General features: G+C 47.5%; 22 protein-coding genes. 20 read left to right on the forward strand and 2 right to left on the reverse strand.

The features are described from left to right. Positions 1-55: 55 nt before the first annotated feature. The 10 genes from KNQ04_RS05370 (at position 56) to KNQ04_RS05415 (ending at position 7851) form a co-directional block, all read left to right on the forward strand. Positions 56-1030 (forward strand): MBL fold metallo-hydrolase, encoded by a 975-nt coding sequence (locus KNQ04_RS05370; protein WP_214847867.1) that lies wholly within the window; start codon positions 56-58, stop codon positions 1028-1030. Next, positions 1027-1785 (forward strand): SDR family NAD(P)-dependent oxidoreductase, encoded by a 759-nt coding sequence (locus tag KNQ04_RS05375; protein WP_214847868.1) that lies wholly within the window; start codon positions 1027-1029, stop codon positions 1783-1785. The genes KNQ04_RS05370 and KNQ04_RS05375 overlap by 4 nt, the downstream gene beginning before the upstream one ends. Before the next feature lie 19 nt (positions 1786-1804). Next, entirely contained in the window at positions 1805-3001 is a 1197-nt protein-coding gene (locus KNQ04_RS05380) for an ABC transporter substrate-binding protein (RefSeq protein ID WP_214847869.1), read from the forward strand. Beyond that, positions 2988-3752 (forward strand): ABC transporter permease, encoded by a 765-nt coding sequence (locus tag KNQ04_RS05385; protein ID WP_214847870.1) that lies wholly within the window; start codon positions 2988-2990, stop codon positions 3750-3752. Before KNQ04_RS05380 ends, KNQ04_RS05385 begins: the two co-directional genes overlap by 14 nt. Beyond that, a complete protein-coding gene (locus tag KNQ04_RS05390; protein ID WP_214847871.1) occupies positions 3749-4483 on the forward strand; it encodes an ABC transporter permease subunit in 735 nt (244 codons plus the stop codon). Before KNQ04_RS05385 ends, KNQ04_RS05390 begins: the two co-directional genes overlap by 4 nt. Continuing rightward, entirely contained in the window at positions 4467-5357 is an 891-nt protein-coding gene (locus KNQ04_RS05395) for an ABC transporter ATP-binding protein (RefSeq protein WP_214847873.1), read from the forward strand. The genes KNQ04_RS05390 and KNQ04_RS05395 overlap by 17 nt, the downstream gene beginning before the upstream one ends. Position 5358: 1 nt before the next feature. Next, positions 5359-5940 (forward strand): CDP-alcohol phosphatidyltransferase family protein, encoded by a 582-nt coding sequence (locus KNQ04_RS05400; RefSeq protein WP_214847875.1) that lies wholly within the window; start codon positions 5359-5361, stop codon positions 5938-5940. Then, a complete protein-coding gene (locus tag KNQ04_RS05405; protein WP_214847877.1) occupies positions 5937-6521 on the forward strand; it encodes an NUDIX hydrolase in 585 nt (194 codons plus the stop codon). Before KNQ04_RS05400 ends, KNQ04_RS05405 begins: the two co-directional genes overlap by 4 nt. Positions 6522-6648: 127 nt before the next feature. After that, entirely contained in the window at positions 6649-7185 is a 537-nt protein-coding gene (locus KNQ04_RS05410; RefSeq protein ID WP_214847879.1) for a PadR family transcriptional regulator, read from the forward strand. A gap of 27 nt (positions 7186-7212) precedes the next feature. Further along, positions 7213-7851 carry a hypothetical protein gene (locus KNQ04_RS05415; RefSeq protein ID WP_214847880.1) on the forward strand — a complete coding sequence of 213 codons (639 nt, stop codon included), beginning with the start codon at positions 7213-7215 and terminating at the stop codon, positions 7849-7851. Between the two features lie 601 nt (positions 7852-8452). On the opposite strand, the gene KNQ04_RS05420 is transcribed toward KNQ04_RS05415, so the two are convergent. Together KNQ04_RS05420 and KNQ04_RS05425 are read right to left on the reverse strand one after the other, a co-directional pair. Further along, on the reverse strand, positions 8453-9109 hold the full coding sequence (locus KNQ04_RS05420; RefSeq protein ID WP_214847882.1) for a type 1 glutamine amidotransferase domain-containing protein: 657 nt from the start codon (positions 9107-9109) through the stop codon (positions 8453-8455). A 68-nt stretch (positions 9110-9177) separates the two neighbouring features. Continuing rightward, a complete protein-coding gene (locus KNQ04_RS05425) occupies positions 9178-10032 on the reverse strand; it encodes an aldo/keto reductase (RefSeq protein ID WP_214847884.1) in 855 nt (284 codons plus the stop codon). 196 nt (positions 10033-10228) lie between these two features. Between KNQ04_RS05425 and KNQ04_RS05430 the strand changes: the two genes are divergently transcribed. The 10 genes from KNQ04_RS05430 to KNQ04_RS05475 all read left to right on the forward strand — a co-directional run bounded on the left by KNQ04_RS05430 (position 10229) and on the right by KNQ04_RS05475 (position 18574). After that, positions 10229-10765: an NUDIX domain-containing protein gene (locus KNQ04_RS05430; RefSeq protein WP_214847885.1), complete on the forward strand. Its 537-nt coding sequence runs from the start codon at positions 10229-10231 to the stop codon at positions 10763-10765. 96 nt (positions 10766-10861) lie between these two features. Then, positions 10862-11344 (forward strand): ferric iron uptake transcriptional regulator, encoded by a 483-nt coding sequence (fur, locus tag KNQ04_RS05435; RefSeq protein ID WP_214847886.1) that lies wholly within the window; start codon positions 10862-10864, stop codon positions 11342-11344. A gap of 123 nt (positions 11345-11467) precedes the next feature. Then, positions 11468-12352, forward strand: a complete 885-nt coding sequence (gene xerD, locus KNQ04_RS05440; RefSeq protein ID WP_214847887.1) for a site-specific tyrosine recombinase XerD — start codon at positions 11468-11470, stop codon at positions 12350-12352. Between the two features lie 114 nt (positions 12353-12466). Then, entirely contained in the window at positions 12467-13639 is a 1173-nt protein-coding gene (gene deoB, locus KNQ04_RS05445; RefSeq protein WP_214847888.1) for a phosphopentomutase, read from the forward strand. Between the two features lie 20 nt (positions 13640-13659). Continuing rightward, the gene (locus tag KNQ04_RS05450; protein ID WP_214847889.1) at positions 13660-14472 is read left to right on the forward strand and encodes a purine-nucleoside phosphorylase; all 813 of its coding nucleotides are present in this window, start codon (positions 13660-13662) and stop codon (positions 14470-14472) included. A gap of 26 nt (positions 14473-14498) precedes the next feature. Continuing rightward, positions 14499-15800, forward strand: coding sequence for a pyrimidine-nucleoside phosphorylase (locus KNQ04_RS05455; protein WP_214847890.1), 1302 nt, complete (start codon positions 14499-14501; stop codon positions 15798-15800). A 97-nt stretch (positions 15801-15897) separates the two neighbouring features. Then, a complete protein-coding gene (locus KNQ04_RS05460) occupies positions 15898-16902 on the forward strand; it encodes a S66 family peptidase (protein ID WP_214847892.1) in 1005 nt (334 codons plus the stop codon). A gap of 106 nt (positions 16903-17008) precedes the next feature. Next, a complete protein-coding gene (locus KNQ04_RS05465) occupies positions 17009-17446 on the forward strand; it encodes a peptidylprolyl isomerase (protein ID WP_014969984.1) in 438 nt (145 codons plus the stop codon). 98 nt (positions 17447-17544) lie between these two features. Then, the gene (locus KNQ04_RS05470) at positions 17545-18066 is read left to right on the forward strand and encodes a type 1 glutamine amidotransferase domain-containing protein (RefSeq protein WP_214848075.1); all 522 of its coding nucleotides are present in this window, start codon (positions 17545-17547) and stop codon (positions 18064-18066) included. 160 nt (positions 18067-18226) lie between these two features. Beyond that, entirely contained in the window at positions 18227-18574 is a 348-nt protein-coding gene (locus tag KNQ04_RS05475) for a GNAT family N-acetyltransferase (RefSeq protein WP_214847894.1), read from the forward strand. The last annotated feature ends 6 nt before the right edge of the window (positions 18575-18580 follow it).

Here is an 18580-nt window from a genome sequence, read left to right on the forward strand (position 1 = left end):
GGTTCATTTTTCTCTATAATGAAGGAAACTAGTGAGAGAAATGAGGGGATTCCAAGTGAACAGCAAAGATGAAATCTTCACGCTACCGATCCCAACGCCGTTTCCAGTCGGTGATATCAATTGTTACGTCCTAAAAACGGAGACTGAACATATTTTAATTGATTGTGGACCCGATACGGCAGAAGCTTGGCAAGCCATGCAAGAGGGCTTACGAAACATCGGCTTGTCTGTCGGAGAACTCGACAAAGTAATCGTGACGCATCACCATGCCGACCATGCCGGAATGGCCTATCGTTTTTCTGAAAAAGGAATTGCAATTTACGGGCACGCTCGACTGCGTCCCTATTTAGAACAAGATACGGATTTCTTGACTAGTGGCGATGCCTTTTTGCAACGCTTAGCAATGTCGTTCGGGGTGCCGCAAGAAATACGGGCATTACTACCGAGCTACCTGTCGGCTCTGAAATGGCTCGGAAAAGGACAACTTGATCACGTTCTAAAAGAAGGCGATTCAATCACGGCGGCAGGTACATACCGCGTGATTGAACTACCGGGACATGCGAGTGACCAGATTGGAATTCTCGGTCAAGACGGGACATTGTTCGCAGCCGACCATTTACTGGCACGGATTGAGCCGAATCCATTACTTGAACAGCCGCAATCAGGGGATGATTCAGACATAAAACGGCCCGTCCTTGCTTACATGCGTTCGCTCGAAAAACTCCAAGGCGAACGAATCACGATTGCCTACACCGGGCACGGGGAACCGATTCATGACGTGTCAACACTGATTGAAGAACGGTTGCTCCAACGAAAGGCCCGCGGTGAGCAACTTCTGAAACACCTGACAGGAGAGCAGACGTTGTTTGATTTAGCACGGTTGACATACGGAAATCGCTTGAAAAAATCGTTCCCGCTCGTGATGAGTGAGATGAAAGCGCGACTCGATCATTTAGTCGCAAGTGGTCAAATCACAGTCGAAAAACGAGACGCGGTTCTTTATTATTCAAAGGTGGGGGTTAGCGGATGAACCTAATGAATAAAACGGTGGTCTTGACGGGAGCATCAAGCGGTCTCGGTGAAGCGTTAGCGCGCGTCTTGAACCGTCAAGGAGCGAATTTGATTTTGATTGCCCGTCGTGCCGATCGACTCGAACGATTAGCCGGGGAGCTGAATGCCCGCTATGTCGTTTATGACTTAGAACATTCACCGGAGCGTCTCGCAGAACGAATTCAGGCCGACTATGGCATGATTGATGTATTGATTAATAATGCCGGATTCGGAGAATTCAGTTTCTTGCACGATACCTCGATCGAGACGATTGAATCGATGCACCGGATCAATGTCTTGACGCCCGTCCGGTTGACGAAAGCGTGTCTACCTTTACTACGTCCGGATGGAATGATTGTCAATGTCGCGAGTCAGGCAGGGAAGCTACCGACTCCGAAATCGACAATCTACTGCATGACGAAAGCGAGTCTGCTTCAGTTCTCAAATGCATTGCGACTTGAATTGCGACCAAAAGGAATTCATGTGATGACGGTTAATCCAGGACCAATCGCGACGGAATTTTTCATTCGCGCTGATCTCAGTCGTAAGTATGAAAAAAATGTCGCCTCGATTTTGTTATCGAAAGAATCGCTTGCACAGTCGGTGGTCCGAGCAATCGAGCGTCAAAAACGAGAGGTCAATGCACCGTGGTGGATGGAACTTTCAGCGAAGGTATATGCCGTTTGTCCCCGATTGATTGAATGGCTCGGTAAATCAGGATTTGATAAAAAATAATAGGGTGGGGATGAAACAAATGTTAAAGAAAATGATAGGTGTTGCCGCGACAGGAATGTTGCTTGCAGGATGCGGCGCGACATCCGACATGCCGGAGAAAAAGAATGTCCTCGGTTCTTCTTATAAGATGATCGAACAAGAAGCACAAAAAACGACGGTTCGGATGTACATGTGGGGTGGAGATGACGGAATCAATGCCTACATCGACGAATACGTCGCACCCAAGTTGAAAAAAGAGCATCAAATCACATTGAAACGTGTGCCGATTGAAACAGCGGACATCATTCAAAAATTACGTGCCGAAAAAACAGCCGGGAAGGACACAGGCGTGATTGATGTCGTCTGGATTAACGGCGATAACTTCCGAAATGCTAAAAAAGATGGTCTTTTATATGGTGATATCGCGCGCGTTTTACCGAACATCAAACAAGTCGACGCCGCGGCGCAAGCTTCAGATAGTGGGACGAAGACGGAAGGACTCGAAGCAGCTTGGGGAAAAGTCCAGTTCGCGTTCCATTATGATCAAGCCAGTGTTGCCAAACCACCGATGGACTTAAACGAGTTAAAAGACTGGGTCAAAGCAAATCCAGGAAAATTCACCTATCCGGAAGTAACGGATTTCACAGGAAATGCGTTTGTTCGTCACGTCATGTATGGTGTCGAATCAAATGAAACGCTGAAGAATCCGAAGAGCGACTTCAAAAAGACATGGGCCTACTTGAATGACTTAAAACCGTATCTTTGGAAAGAAGGTAAAACCTATCCGAAGACACTCGCACAGCTCGATCAACTGTATGCGAAAGGGGATGTTGCTTTCACGATGGGCTTCAATGAACGCCGGGCCGAGCAAGAAGTCGCTTCCGGGACATTCCCGAAAGAAACACGTCCGCTCATCTTAGAAGAAGGTTCGATTGCTTCGACCCACTTCTTATCGGTTCCATTTAACGCACCGAATCCAAAAGGGGCGCTCGTTGCAATCAACGAATTGTTATCGGCAGACGCGCAGTTGAAAAAATATGACGCAACCTACTGGGGGGACGGGACGAGTCTCGACTTGACGAAGCTAACAGTAGCACAACAACAAGCCTTTACGGATGTCCCGGCGGCAAAATCGACGCCGACACCGGATGCCTTTGAAGGAAAAGTACGTCCGGAACTCGATCCTGCCTTCTTCGAGGTGATTCGAAAGGATTGGCCGGAACGTGTGGCGCGGTAATGCCTTTCCCGCCGTCTTTTTGATTGCTGGCATGGTCCTCTACGGACTGTTCGTCAGTGTGTCGATGACGACAATCGCTGATTACCAGTCACTTTTAACGGATTCGGTCTTGATTGAAAGTCTTACCTTAAGCTTGTATGTCGCGTCTAGCAGCACACTACTCTCACTCGGAATCGCGTTCGGTTTAGCACAGTTCTTTACTCAGCGGACTGGGCTTGCGGAGCAAGTGCTGGCGCTCCCGCTGTTCATTCCGCACCTTGGGGCAGCCTATCTCGCGATTCTCTATTTGAGTAACATCCCTGTGATTGGACCACATGAAACAAGTCATCTGAGCCTCATCTTGACCTATATCTATAAAGAGACACCGTTCATCTTTTTTTATCTCTTACCCGTCTTTCGTCGACTTGACCATCGTTATGAGGAACTCGGGCAGCTGCTTGGGTTATCGAAAATCCGACGGTTTTGGCACGGTAAGGGAATTTTTTTACTGTTCCCGGCACTTGAAGCAAGTTTCATCGTCTTTGCGTTCGTGTTATTCGCCTACGAAGTCCCGGCACTGCTCGGCGTGACGTATCCGAAGATGATTGGTGTCTATGTGTTCGATTTATATACACAAGGTGATTTATCGCAACAACCGACGGCCTTTGCAATCAGTGTCGTCTTAACGGTCTGCCTGTTGCTGATTCTTGCAGGCTTCACCTGGTGGATCCGACCAATTACGGAGCGGCTCAGTAAGGGGCGGATCGAATGAACAGGCGCCTCGTCACGATATGTATAACAGGATTCATTATCGCACCATTAGTCGGGATTTTTCCGGAAACCTTTACGCTGAATCCACGAATCGTCGAAACGTTAGGAACGACGCTTTTGATGATTGTCGCCGTCACGGCGTTGAACCATCTGATTGGTTATGCGGCAGGAAAAGCAATTGCCTTTCAAACAGGACGCTTCATTCAGATAGCTGAATTATTGATTAGTTTACCGTTATTTTTACCTGTCTTACTGCTCTCATTTGGTCTTTATTTAACATGGATTCGGTTAGGACTTGCGGATCAATTTCTCGGTGTCCTGCTCGTCTTGTTATTACCGACGTTACCGTATACAGTCCGATTGTATACGAATGGGTTTCAGGCGCTCGGGGAACAATTACTCGAACAGACCGTCCTCGTCGAAGCAAATCGCTGGAAACGATTTTTCTTTTTGGTTGGTCCGTTACTGCGGCCGACGCTACAATCGGTGACGTTACTTGTCACCGTTATCACGCTCAGCCAATATGCGCTTGTCGTTTTAATTGGCGGCGGTGTCGTCCGGATGTTGGCGCTTGAAGTCTTCCCACTTTACTCTGGGAATGCGGCAGATGCGGCAAAAGAAGCAACGATTTGGTTAATTGGTTTACCTTTAGTGATCCATGTGGGACAAGTCGGTTTCTTTTCCCTATGGATTCGAATAGTACGGAGGTTGTTAGATGGACGTAAGAATTAATAAAGTGACGAAGCGTTTCGGAAAGACGACCGTGTTACAGGACATCGAATTAACGATTGCTTCAGGTCAATGTGTGGCGCTCGTCGGACCAAGCGGAAGCGGCAAAACGACGTTACTGCGTTTGATTGCCGGTCTTGAAAAAGTATCGGATGGTACGATTCATTTCGGGACGAAGGATGTCACGAAGCGTGTCCCGAACAAACGGGGTGTGACGATGTTGTTTCAGCGTCCGCTCTTATTCCCCCATCTCAATGTCGGACAAAACATTCGCCTGGGCATGAAGGGGAATGAGGAACACGGTGTCGCAAAATGGCTGGAACGCGTTGGTTTGGCAGGACGCGAGGCGGATTTTGTTCATCAATTATCCGGTGGTGAACAACAACGGGCAAGCCTTGCACGGGCACTTGCGGGCGAGCCAGATTTTTTGTTGCTCGACGAACCGTTTTCGAGCCTTGATTTGCCGCGTCGGCGTGAATTGCGGACGTTGATTCGCCGTTTGACGGAGCAACAGGGGGTGACGACGTTACTCGTCACCCACGACCGGGAAGAGGCGATGGCGATGGCTGATTATGTGTATGTCATGCAGGCGGGACGAATCATTGAACAAGGACGACCTGTCGCCTTGAGTGAGGCGAGTCCCTTTTTTGGTGACGGGCTTGAACTGGGTGGTACGTGGCAGCCGTTATCTGAAATCGAGTTGGTCTTAAGACCGACGAATCAAGTGAGTGAACGTGTTACGATTACGAAAGAACTGATTCAATACGGAGTCCGCTTCTATGAGATCGAACGGGCATCAGGTGAACGGCTTGTCGTCCAAACGACAGAGCGGTTTGCTGAAGCGATGACGGTCTACGTCGTCAGGAAGGAGGCATAACATGTTAGATACACGAGCACGTAAAGTCGTGCAACCGTTGTTTGACCAAGCAGCGACCGGGTTAAAAAAACTCGGTTTGTCGGCGAACCAAGTAACGATCATTTCCGGTATCATCGGTGCGGCGACTGGATTTTTTGTTTATAACGATATGATGGGGATCGCGATTTTACTATTGTGGATTTCCGGTATGCTTGATGTCGTGGACGGGACGATGGCCCGTCGCGAAAAAACGACGCCAATCGGGACGATTCTTGATTTAGTGCTCGACCGGGTCGTCGAACTGTCCGTCTTAATCGGACTTGCACTGCGTTTTCCGGAGACACAAATCGTCATGCTCTTTTTAATCGCATCGTTCGTGATTGGAATGACGATGTTTCTTGCAATCGGTGCAGTCAGTGAGAATTATGGGTTCAAGTCGTTTCAATACCAACCGGGTCTCATTGAACGGACGGAAGGATTTTTGTTCTTGACGGCGATGTTGCTGTTTCCGGGTGCAATCATCTGGATTGCGCTTGTCTTCTTGATTGCGGAACTCTATACGGTCGGCGAGCGCTTTTATCAAGCGTCTAAAGTGTTACGATGAGTGAACACGAACAACTGATGGTCACGGATAAAGCTGGTCGTCCGCTCTATCCCGCGTCACGGGCGCAAGTCCATCGTGACGGATTGTGGCACGAAACGTTCCATTGTTTCGTGATTGACCGTGCAAAACGTATCATTTTACTTCAAGAACGGGCGACTGGAAAAAAAGATTTTCCGGATTGTCTGGATATTACGGCAGCCGGACACTTACTCGCTGGGGAAACGGTTGCTGATGGCGTTCGTGAACTGGAAGAGGAATTAGGACTCATCCGGACGTTTGATCAGTTGGAACCGGTCGGTGTGTTCCTGGAAGAATTGACGTTACCTGGATTCATTGACCGCGAACGGACCCATGTTTTTTTGACCGAATCGAATCAAATTATTACAGATTACCGTTTGCAGACGACGGAGGTCAAGCGACTGGTTGCGTTTTCGTTTGACATGTTTTCAGAACTGATCGACGTAAAGACAACGGGAATCACAAGCATGGATGGGGAACGGTTTGACCGGACCCGGTTCGTACCGCATCCGCCTGCCTACGTGGACATGGTCGTACGAGCCATCGAATCAAGAGCGGAATAAGAGGAAAAACTGTGGAGGCACTGCCAATCTGCAGTTTTTTCTTATGTAAAAAAGTCGAAAGTGGCATAATGACCGGTAATTTGAGATAATTAACAATATATATTATTGATGAAAGAAGGTGCAGCCAGTGGGATTACGATTCGCACTGCTCGGACTGCTAACCCAGGGAGAAGCGACAGGTTATGATTTAAGTACGACGTTCAAAAAACAGATGACGCATTTTTGGACGGCACACCACACACAAATTTACCGGGAATTATTAAAAATGGAAGATGCTGCTCTTGTGTCGAGTGTGCATATCGTCCAGGAAGATCTTCCGGATAAAAAAGTTTATTCGATTACCGATAAAGGTCAAACGGAACTTGTCGCCTGGCTGCGAGCTCCGAGCGAATTTAAGCCGAAGATGAAAGATGAGAACTTGATGCGTGTCTCTTTGTTGCATTTATTGCCGCCTGATGAAGCCGTCGCGTATCTCGAAGAATCAAAACGCCATCATCAATTTGCAGTCGAGATGATGCAAGTGTGGCGAAACGATCATTTAGAGAACGGGGCGACGCTCGGAGAGACCTTGACGAGTGAATACGGCTTACGGATGATGTTGAATTACCTCGACTGGTGTGACTGGGCGATTGAAGAAATCAAAAAAAATCAAGCAAGTGTTTGATTGTAGTGAGATAGGGAGTAGAAATCGGTGAGTGTATTTAATGATTACGAAGACTGGTTAGATGAAGAAACAGACGAAATCATCGACAGACATGCGGCATATGCCGTCGCTGAACTGGCATTAGGTGGAGAAGTTGGTGACTATTACGTCGATGCAGGGCTAATTGATCAATTCGTCATGCGGCACGCCCCGTGGCTGTTGATAAGTGAAATCGAAGAGATGTTGGCAGTGTCTGAAAACAGCGACCGGGTGGAACTTCTCGAACCAGCCGTCCATGAAGAAGAGATGCAACGTCAGCAGGCAGAACACGTGTTACGGATGGATGTAAAAGACATGTTGGCGTTAAAAACACGTCCGTTCATTAAGCGACGTCTAAAAGTACTCGCTCAAGAGGTTCGACCGCTTCAAGAGCGTCAGGCAGAAGCGCAGACGGCGTTCAATGAAACCGAACGGACGATTGAGACAGGACCGGCACCAAAAATTATTCCGAAGCGTTGGTATCGACGAGAACGTGTACTGGAACAGTCGTTTACCGATGAAGAGCGGAAGCAGCTTGACGGGCAGCTTGAAGTGCTACAGCAACAGCTCGTTACAGAAGATCGTACGGTGGCAGCAGTCGAACGGGAAATGCTGATGCTTCAGCGGGCGCTTGACGAAGGGCAATGACTCGAAATGAACAAAAAAGCACCTCTACCGATGTTCAGTGGAGATGCTTTGACTGTAGACAAAGTATTATCGGGAGATAAAATCGTCTGTTTTCGTTGTAGGAGTTAACGAAAACAGACGATTTTTAGGTAATACCGTGAGGAAATCCAGATGCAGACGGTTTAGAGCGTAAGTCGTCTCGAATCGCTTGAGAACCGCGAAAAGCAATCGGTCGCGACCTTACAGCTTCGCTGTAGCGGCGTGACCGATTGCCGCTTTGAAGACGAGGCGAGACAGGGAAGCGCGAACTGATTTTTTTTTCGATCTAGCATGTTTACTATTGATAAGAGTTTGCTTACAGCCTGAGCACCTCCACTAATGTTCAAAGAAAGCTAAAAAAGTCTCGATTTCCAATCTAATCGCTTCCTAGTGGAAAGCAAACAGAAGCGACCCTGCAGCTTTACTGTAGTGGCGCAATGATTGCTACAGCAAAACGATTAGGAAGGAAAGAGAGCGAAAAAGATGGGGAATCACATGCAAGAGATCTTGCATCCGGTTTGTCTATCCGCAAAAAAGCCCCTCCACTGGTGTTCAGTGGAGGGGCTTAGCATCAACTAAAATTTTAGACAGTCGCGAGTTTAGCGACAATCAATTTAGCGACAGCTTCACTTGAAGCCGGGTTTTGACCTGTGATGACGTTACCATCGATGACTGCGAATTCTTTACCTGCGTCTGAAGTCAAGAACGTTGCACCTTCATTACGCAATGTTGTTTCGAGTAAGAATGGAACTTTCTCTTCAAGACCTGTTGATTTTTCTTCTTCATCTGTGAAGCCGTTGATTTGGCGACCTTCGACGAATGGTTTACCATCGATCATGACGTGAGCGAAAGCTGCAGGTCCGTGGCAAACAGATGCGACGATTCCGTCTTTTTTGACCATTGCTTCGATTGCTCCGGCAACTTGTGGGTTGTTCGGGAAGTCAACGACCGCACCATGTCCACCTGGGAAATAAACAGCATCGAATGACGATGGGTCAACTGTTGAAAGTGACGCTGTATCTTTTAATGCCTTACGGGCAGTTTGGAATTTTGGTAAGATTTCTTTGACGAGTGACGCTTTATCGATTGGGACGTCGCCGCCTTTGACAGAAACGACTGTGACGTCATGTCCTGCTTCGTTGAATAAGTTGAACGGTGCAGCAAACTCTTCGAACCAAAGTCCTGTTGCATGTCCGTTCATGTCATCTGCGCTTGTTGAAACGATTAAAATACGTGCCATGATAAAATTCCTCCTCTAGGGTTAACGTTACAAATAAGAGGATTCCCTTGCTTCCTTAAACTCAAACCTTATTGATGTGCAGTATACGAATGAACCGGTAATTTTTTACGAACAATTTGAATTTGTTCAGCTGTGACAGGTTCTTTCATCGCCTGTAAATTCGCTTGTAATTGAGACACGCTTGACGCACCCGGTAAGACGATGGCGACTTGCTGATCGATTGCTTGAAGGGCAAGTGCAGGGAGCGGATAATCTTGTAAAAACGTTAACGTCTGCTCGAGTTGTTCTTTATCATATTGTTCGAACTGATCGACTGACTGGAGGCGTGACGTGCTTTCTGTCGTCAATAACCCTTTTGCAAGCGGTCCACGGGCAACGACTTTGACATTTTTTTCGTTTAGGAGAGGCAACAATGCTTCAATCCGTCGATCGAGTAAAGAGTAAGGGGTCATTAAATAATCGAGCTCACTATGTTCGAGCCAGTACTTGATGACGTTTGGGCGTAAAGAAGACAGTCCGTAGGCTTTGATTTTACCTTCCGCCTTTAAATCCTTCACGGCTTGAATCGATGCATCGAGATCATCCTCCATCGTTCCGCCATGAACATAATAGAGATCAAGATAAGATGTTTCGAGCCGATTGAGACTCTCTAGACAAGCTTGTTTTAAGTAATCATAACTCGGGTCCCACGTCCAGCCTGTCCCCGTTGCGTTCATCCGGTTGCCGCCTTTAGAGGCGAGAAAGATGCGGCTTCGGTCTTCTTGCGAAAAAGTTTGACCAATCAATGATTCGACAGCACCATTTGCGTAGACGTCTGCCGTATCAAAATGAACGATTCCTTCGTCGAGTGCCTTTCGGAGGATGTCTGTTGCTTCCTCTTGTCCCCGTTTCAAGATTGTCATTGTGCCTAATCCAAGTGTCATGCTTTATCCCTCATTTCTTTCGATATGTGCTACTACAGAACAGTTTAGCATACTTATTTCCCCATCCCCCTGTTGCGAAACTGTTTCGTTCTTGACGACTAAAAAAACAAACTTGCATCGGGAATCAAATAACAGGCATACTGAAGAGGAAGAGTGACACGGGAATCGATTATTATAAAAGGAAGAGGTGCTTCATTTGGAAGAAAAAACACTTGAACGTGAAGTAATATATGAAGGAAAAGTTTTTAACGTCGAGAAACATGTCGTCAGCCTACCGAATGGGAATACATCGGTCCGCGAACTGGTCTACCATAATGGAGCCGTTGCGATCATCGCTTTTGACGAGCAAGGGGATTTAATTGTCGTCGAGCAGTACCGAAAAGCATTCGAACAATTATCAATTGAGATTCCAGCAGGAAAACTGGAACTGGGAGAAAACCCGATTGACTGTGCGGGACGTGAGCTAAAAGAAGAGACGGGATACGCGGCGAATGAATTGAAACACGTCTTTGATTTTTACGGGGCACCCGGTTTTTGTAGTGAACGTGTACATATTTATGAGGCGGTTGGTTTGACGGCCGGAGAACGACAGCTCGACGCGGATGAATTTCTTGAGAATCAGACGTTAACACTCGAACGGGCGCTTGAACTTGTAGCGGATGGAACGATCGTTGATGCGAAAACGATCATGGCGATTCAACATTGGCACATCCGTACATTAAAATCATTCTAATTAAAATGATTTTCAGTTGATAATCATTTTAATTTGAAAATTTATTGAGAATCAGCTATGATAAAAGCATCAGTTTCGACCTAAGGGGGCGCTATGATGGAAAGTCGTGTTGAACGTATTAAAAAACAGCTGAGCGGTAAAGGATATAAGCTGACTCCCCAACGTGAAGCGACTGTGCGTATCCTGCTTGAACATGAGTCGGATCACCTCAGTGCTGAGAATGTGTTCTTATTAGTGAAAGATAAAAACTCTAATATTGGTCTTGCGACCGTTTACCGGACGCTTGAATTGTTGACGGAGCTCGAAGTCGTCGATAAAGTCAATTTTGGAGACGGCGTATCTCGGTTCGATTTACGACAAGAAGGGGCGAGTCATTCGCATCACCACCTTGTATGTATCGAATGTGGTGCTGTCGAAGAGATTTTAGATGATATGCTCGAAGATGTCGAAAAAGAAATCGTCTCCCGGTTTCATTTTAAAATCAAGGATCACCGCCTGACGTTTCACGGTGTATGCCGTGTTTGTCAAGAGCGGCATGCGCGTGAAGCGTTAGAACAAACACAAACACAAAGTGTCTGACCGTCCTTCGAAAGAAGAGACGGTTTTTCTTTTTTGAAAATATAGGTCAGACCTCTTCACAACGGTTTACACCTTTGATATGATGGGAAAGTAAGCGATTTCTTAACTAAGAGGATGAATTCAGTGCGACAACAACTGGAAGCATTTATCAACTATCTTGTCATTGAACGGCAGATGTCGGCCAATACGGCAGCTGCTTACCGTAATGATTTAAATCAGTATCTCGTAACGCTCGAACAAGCAGGAATATCTTCGTTTCAAGTCGTGACGCGGCATCATATCGTGCTTCATATCGAAAGTTTATTGAATGCACAAAAGTCACGGTCGACTGTCAGGCGGGCGACGAGCTCGATTCGTTCATTCCATCAGTATCTTGTCGAAGAACGTCAAGTCGATGGTGATCCGTCGCGTCATCTGGATTTACCGAAACCGGAAAAGAAATTGCCGGTCGTCTGGAGTCAGACGGATGTCGTCAAGTTACTCGATTCGGTCGTTGGAAATGATCCGCTCGTCAGACGGGATGCAGCGATGCTTGAATTGCTGTACGGGACGGGGATGCGTGTCAGTGAATTGTTACAGCTGACGTTAAACGATTTACAGCTGGAGCTCGGTTACTTATCCTGCCTCGGAAAAGGGAACAAGACACGGATCATTCCAATCAGTACGACAGCAATCGAGAGTGTCACGACCTATCTTGACCTGGCACGCAACAGTTTAGGTGGACAGCAGACGGACTACGTTTTTTTGAATAGTCGGGGAAGCCGGTTGTCACGCCAAGGATTTTGGAAAATGATTAAACGTCGTGCGAAAGAAGCAGGAATCGAAAAAGAAATCACGCCCCATGTGCTTAGGCATTCGTTTGCGACACATCTGCTTGAAAATGGTGCTGATTTACGTGTCGTCCAAGAAATGCTCGGTCATGCCGATTTATCGACGACGCAAATGTACACCCACGTCAATAAAGGGCGGTTACATGAAGTCTATAAGAATCATCATCCACGTGCGTGATGATTCCACAGTATAAAGGTCTGACTTCAGACAAATGTAACGTTTTGTCTAGGCCGAATGTGGGAAAATTATAACGGGATTCGATTAATACAGTACGTATAGGAGGAACTACTAATGGCACAACAATTCAAACGGGTATTTTTAGTCGTCATGGACTCTGTTGGGATCGGTGAAGCACCGGATGCGGAACAATTCGGAGATTTAGGCGCACACACGCTCGGACATATCGGAGAGCATATGAATGGCTTGAAGGTTCCGAATTTAGAGAAGCTTGGTCTTGCACATATTGAAGCAGTAAAGGGTGTCACGACTGACGCAGCCCCAATCGCTTCGTACGGGAAGATGGAAGAGGTATCAGCGGGTAAAGATACGATGACGGGACACTGGGAAATCATGGGTCTTCGCATCGATACACCGTTCCGAGTCTTCGAAAAGTTCCCGGCTGACTTGATTGACCGCCTCGAGGCGTTTTCGGGTCGGAAAATCATTGGAAACAAACCGGCTTCCGGTACGGAAATCCTAGACGAACTCGGTCAAGAACACGTTGAGACTGGTGCATTGATTGTCTATACATCAGCTGACTCGGTCTTACAGATCGCAGCGCATGAAGAAGTCGTCCCACTCGAAGAACTGTACCGGATTTGTGAATATGCACGTGATATCACGCGCGACGATCCATACATGCTCGGTCGCATCATCGCCCGTCCGTTCCTAGGTGAGCAGGGGGCATGGGTTCGGACGTCGAACCGTCATGACTATGCTTTAAAACCATTTGACCGGACTGTCATGAATGAACTTGAGACAGCGGGCTTCGATGTCATCTCACTCGGGAAAATCGCTGACATTTTTGACGGTGAAGGCGTGACGGACGCGATCCGTACGAAATCGAACATGGATGGGATGGATCAACTCGTTGGTCAACTCGAACGTGACTTCACAGGACTTTGCTTCTTGAATCTCGTCGATTTCGACGCGTTGTTCGGTCATCGCCGTGATCCACAAGGGTACGGGGATGCACTTGAAGAATTTGATGCCCGTCTCCCGGAAGTGTTCGAGCGGATGCGAGAAGACGATCTCTTAATCATCACGGCAGACCACGGAAACGATCCGATTCATGCCGGAACGGATCACACGCGTGAGTATGTTCCTCTTCTTGCGTATCAAAAGAGTGAAGTGGCGAACAATTTAGGGACACGTGCGACATTTGCCGATCTCGGAGCGACGGTCGCAGAGAACTTCGGTGTCAAAATGCCGGCACATGGAAAAAGCTTTTTAACAGAACTTTAATTTCAAAGGAGCGATTTTGAATGACAGTCAACTGGAATGAAACACGTTCATATTTAGAAAGTAAAATGCAGGCGAAACCGGAAATCGGGTTAATCCTCGGATCGGGTCTCGGCGTCCTCGCTGATGAAATTGAAAATCCAATCGCGATTCCGTACGGTGATATCCCGAACTTCCCTGTCTCGACAGTTGAAGGGCATGCGGGACAACTCGTCTTCGGGACGCTCGAAGGCAAACAAGTCGTCGCAATGCAAGGGCGGTTCCACTTCTATGAAGGCTACTCGATGGAAATGGTCACATTCCCTGTCCGTGTCATGAAAGCGATTGGCGTCGAAACATTAATCGTGACGAACGCAGCGGGTGCTTGTAACGAAGCATTCGAACCGGGAGATCTCATGTTGATCACGGATCACATCAATTTCTTCGGAACGAATCCGTTAATCGGTAAGAACGTCGATGAGATGGGACCGCGTTTCCCGGACATGTCGAAACCGTATGATAAAGAATTACTGAAACTTGCCCAAGCAACAGCCGATGAACTCGGAATCAATGTTCGCCAAGGTGTCTACTTCGGGAACACAGGTCCGACATATGAAACGCCGGCTGAAGTCAAAATGGCTCGAATGCTTGGTGGGGACGTCGTCGGCATGTCAACGGTTCCTGAAGTCATCGTCGCCCGTCATTCAGATATGCGTGTGCTCGGTATTTCATGTGTCTCGAACATGGCAGCAGGTATCTTAGATCAGCCGCTCCATCACGATGAAGTCATCGAAACGACGGAACGGGTCCGGGCACATTTCCTGTCGCTCGTCCGTGGTTCGATCAAAAAAATGTAATAACACCTTAGAGGAGGAAATAGATTATGCGTATGGTAGATTTGATTGCAACGAAACGAGACGGTGGCGAGTTGTCAACAGCCGATATTAAAGCAATGGTCGAAGGATTCACGAACGGAGACGTTCCGGATTATCAAATGTCAGCGATGTCGATGGCTATTTTTTATCAAGGGATGTCAGACCGTGAAATCGCCGATTTAACGATGGCGATGGTCGAATCAGGTGACGTGATCGACTTATCACGCATCCACGGCAAAAAAGTCGACAAACACTCAACAGGCGGAGTCGGCGATAAAATCAGTCTGATCGTCGCACCACTCGTCGCGTCAATCGGAATTCCGGTAGCGAAGATGAGCGGCCGCGGTCTTGGTCACACGGGCGGAACGATTGATAAACTGGAAGCCTTCCCAGGATTTGATGTCGAGTTGTCTGAAGAAGCGTTCGTCAGTCAAGTCAACGATATCAAGATGGCGATCATCGGTCAGACCGGGAACTTAACACCTGCTGACAAAAAACTTTACGCATTACGTGACGTGACAGCGACAGTCAACTCGATTCCGTTGATCGCAAGCTCGATCATGTCGAAAAAAATCGCAGCCGGTGCGGACAGCATCGTCCTTGACGTTAAAACGGGTTCAGGTGCTTTCATGAAGTCGTTCGAGGACGCGAAAGCACTCGCGACGGAGATGGTATCGATCGGGAAAAGTGTCAACCGGAAGACGATCGCCGTCATCACGGACATGGATCAGCCGCTCGGTAACGAAATCGGGAATGCAAATGAAGTCAAAGAAGCAATCGAAGTCTTACAAGGTAAAGATGTCCGTGACTTGAAAGTCATCGCCTTGACGATTGCTTCACATATGGCTGTTCTTGGTGAGTTCTACCCGACGTTCGACGAAGCCTATGCCGATCTCGAGACACGTCTCGCGAACGGTGCAGCACTCGACGTCTTCAAAAAATTCATCGCAGCACAAGGTGGCGATGCGTCACTCGTCGACGATATGTCTAAAGCGCTTGAGACGAAATACCAAAAAGACTTCGTCGCGTCAAAAGCAGGATATGTCTCTGAAATCATCGCGGATGAAGTAGGGGTCGCAGCGATGATTCTTGGAGCTGGTCGGGCAACGAAAGCTGACGTCATCGATCACGCAGCTAGCGTCACGTTGCTGAAAAAAGTCGGCGATTATGTTGAAGTCGGTGATGTCATCGCGACACTCCGTTCAAACAAAGAAACGCTTGATCAAGCGATTGAAAAAATGGATCACGCATACCATATCAGTGAAACGAAACCGGTCGCACGTCCGCTCGTTCACGCTGTCATCGATTAACTCCTTTAAAGTAGTGAGTTGGGTCTTCTTCCCAATTCGCTACTTTTTTTGTTATGATGAGAGTCAGGTTTTTCCAAAATGTGAAGGGGGAGAAAACATGAAACCAACTCAATTGAAACAAGGCGATACGATTGCGATTCTTTCACCGGCGTCAGCGGTCGCAGCTTACGTACCACGTCGCCTGCAACGCGGTATCGAAACATTAGAACGGATGGGCTTTAATGTCATCGTGATGCCGAACACAACGGCAATCCATAGCCACACGGCAGGAACGATCGGCGAACGGGTGCAAGACTTACATATGGCGTTTCAAAATCCAGACGTCAAAGCAATCATTACGACAATCGGTGGTTTCAACTCACATCAGTTGCTCGATGAACTCGATTACGATTTAATCCGCAACAATCCGAAAATCTTTATGGGCTACAGCGACATTACGGCTCTTCTGTCCGGGATTCATACGAAAACCGGTTTGACGACATTCGTCGGGCCAGCCATCTTACCTCAATTTGGTCAACTGCATGGTCTTGATGCGTATACAAAAAAGTGGTTTGAAAAAACGTTGATGCAGACGGAACCGATTGGTCAAATCGAAGCATCCGACGAATGGACGGATGAAGGTTTGCGCTGGGACGTCAATGATGACCGGAGACGGACGCATGTCGTCAATGACGGATATCTCGTCGCCCGCGCAGGTACGGGAACGGGTCCAATCATTGCCGGCAATCTCGGGACGCTGCTGTTACTTGCCGGGACACCGTACATGCCATCGCTTGAAGGGGCTGTCCTGATGCTTGAAGATGACGAAAGTGAGACGCCGGAGACGATCGACCGGTACTTTACACAACTCCGTCATCTCGGGGCATATGAAAAGATTTCCGCGATTGTTGTCGGACGTTTTCACGGGAAAGTTGAGTTTGATCCGGACTTCCCGCTGAAAGATATCATCCTGCGGGCAACCCGCGGCTACGATTTCCCGATTGTGCTTAACGCCGACTTCGGGCATACCGATCCGGTCTTCCCATTACCAAACGGCATTCAGGCATCGGTCACTGCAGGTGAAACGGTTGTGCTCGAAATCCTCGAATCCGCAGTGGAATGAGTAAAAAACCTGCGTTTTCCGAAAAAATTTGGTACACTGTTCCATGGAGTCACAAGTTGCTTGTGACGAACACCATTAGCTGAAAAGCGCGAAAGGTTGGTATACGATGCAAAAAACTGGATATATCTTATTAGAAGACGGAAATAAAATTGAATTTGAATTGTTTAACGACGATGCACCGATCACGACAGAAAACTTCGAGAACCTTGCGAACTCGAACTTTTACGATGGATTGAACTTCCACCGTGTCATCCCGGGCTTCGTCTCACAAGGCGGCTGCCCAATCGGGAACGGTACAGGTGGTTCTGGGAAAACAATCCCATGTGAAACATCGACTTCATACCCGCACAAACACAAAGCAGGTTCACTCTCGATGGCGCACGCTGGTCGCAACACAGGTTCGAGCCAGTTCTTCGTCGTTCACGAGCCACAACCACACCTTGATGGTGTCCATACGGTCTTCGGACAAGTCACTTCAGGACTTGAGCACGCTCAAAAAATGAAGCAAGGCGCAGGCATCAAAGAAATTCGCGTAGAAGCATAAGTGTCTGACTCCTCTTCAACTAGAAGAGGAGTTTTTGTTTTTTGGACGAAGGGAACAGGTAACGGAGGAACAAATAGAATTTCAGGAGGCGTTTCATGATGCGTTTACAAGGAAAAAAAGTCATTCAACTCGTCAGCAACGATTTTGAGGATTTAGAGTTATGGTACCCGGTCCACCGGTTACGTGAAGAAGGGGCGATCGTTGAAATCGTCGGCGAAAAAGCAAATGAAAAGTATATCGGCAAATACGGTGTGCCAATCATCTCGGATACGGCTTTTGCAGATATCAATCCGGGCGACTATGATGCGATTCTCGTCCCGGGTGGTTGGTCACCGGACTTACTGCGCCGCTTTGATGCCGTACTAGACATGGTGCGCCATTTTGATGAAACAAAACAGCCGATCGGTCAAATTTGCCACGCGGGATGGGTCTTGATTTCAGCAGGAGTTTTAAATGGCGTCAACGTCACGAGTACACCGGGAATTAAAGATGACATGACAAATGCCGGAGCAATTTGGCATGATGAGCCGGTCGTCGTCGATGGTCATATCATTTCGAGTCGGAGACCACCCGATTTACCAGACTACATGCGTGAATTCATCGCTGTATTAGAAAAATGACGCAAGCAAAATAAAACGTAAGGGGTGAAGCGATTCACTCCTTCTTTTTGCCGTCAGAAACAAAAAAATGAAGTAATTCGTGGTGAGAAGGTGTAGAATAAATGAGTCTCAGTCGTTCGTTGTTCTGAGAGTTGTTGAAATTAGGAAGGTGTAGAATCAGATGCTAGTAAAATATAAGAAGTTGAATGAGCGGACCGCGATGGGGTTGATTGCTTTTTCGTGCGACGTGAAGGATCCGAAGTATTTGCTTGAAACGGTTCAAGCCTATGAACAAGAAGAAGATCGCCAACTGTATCTCTATAAACAAGAGGAAGATTTCGTCGGCGTCATCGGTTTTCAATTAGTGGATGGCCACGCTGAATTGGAGCACATCGCTTTATCACCGTCATTCCGTGGCGAACGGATGTCCTACACGTTACTGGACGAAGCAGCGAAAATGTTGCGCGTCGATATCGTCGGGACGACAGAAGAAACGATGCGGCTCGTTGAAAAGTGGAAAAATCAATGAAAAAAA

The sequence above is a fragment of the Exiguobacterium sp. s193 genome, from assembly GCF_018618755.1.
Taxonomy (GTDB): Bacteria; Bacillota; Bacilli; order Exiguobacteriales; family Exiguobacteriaceae; genus Exiguobacterium_A.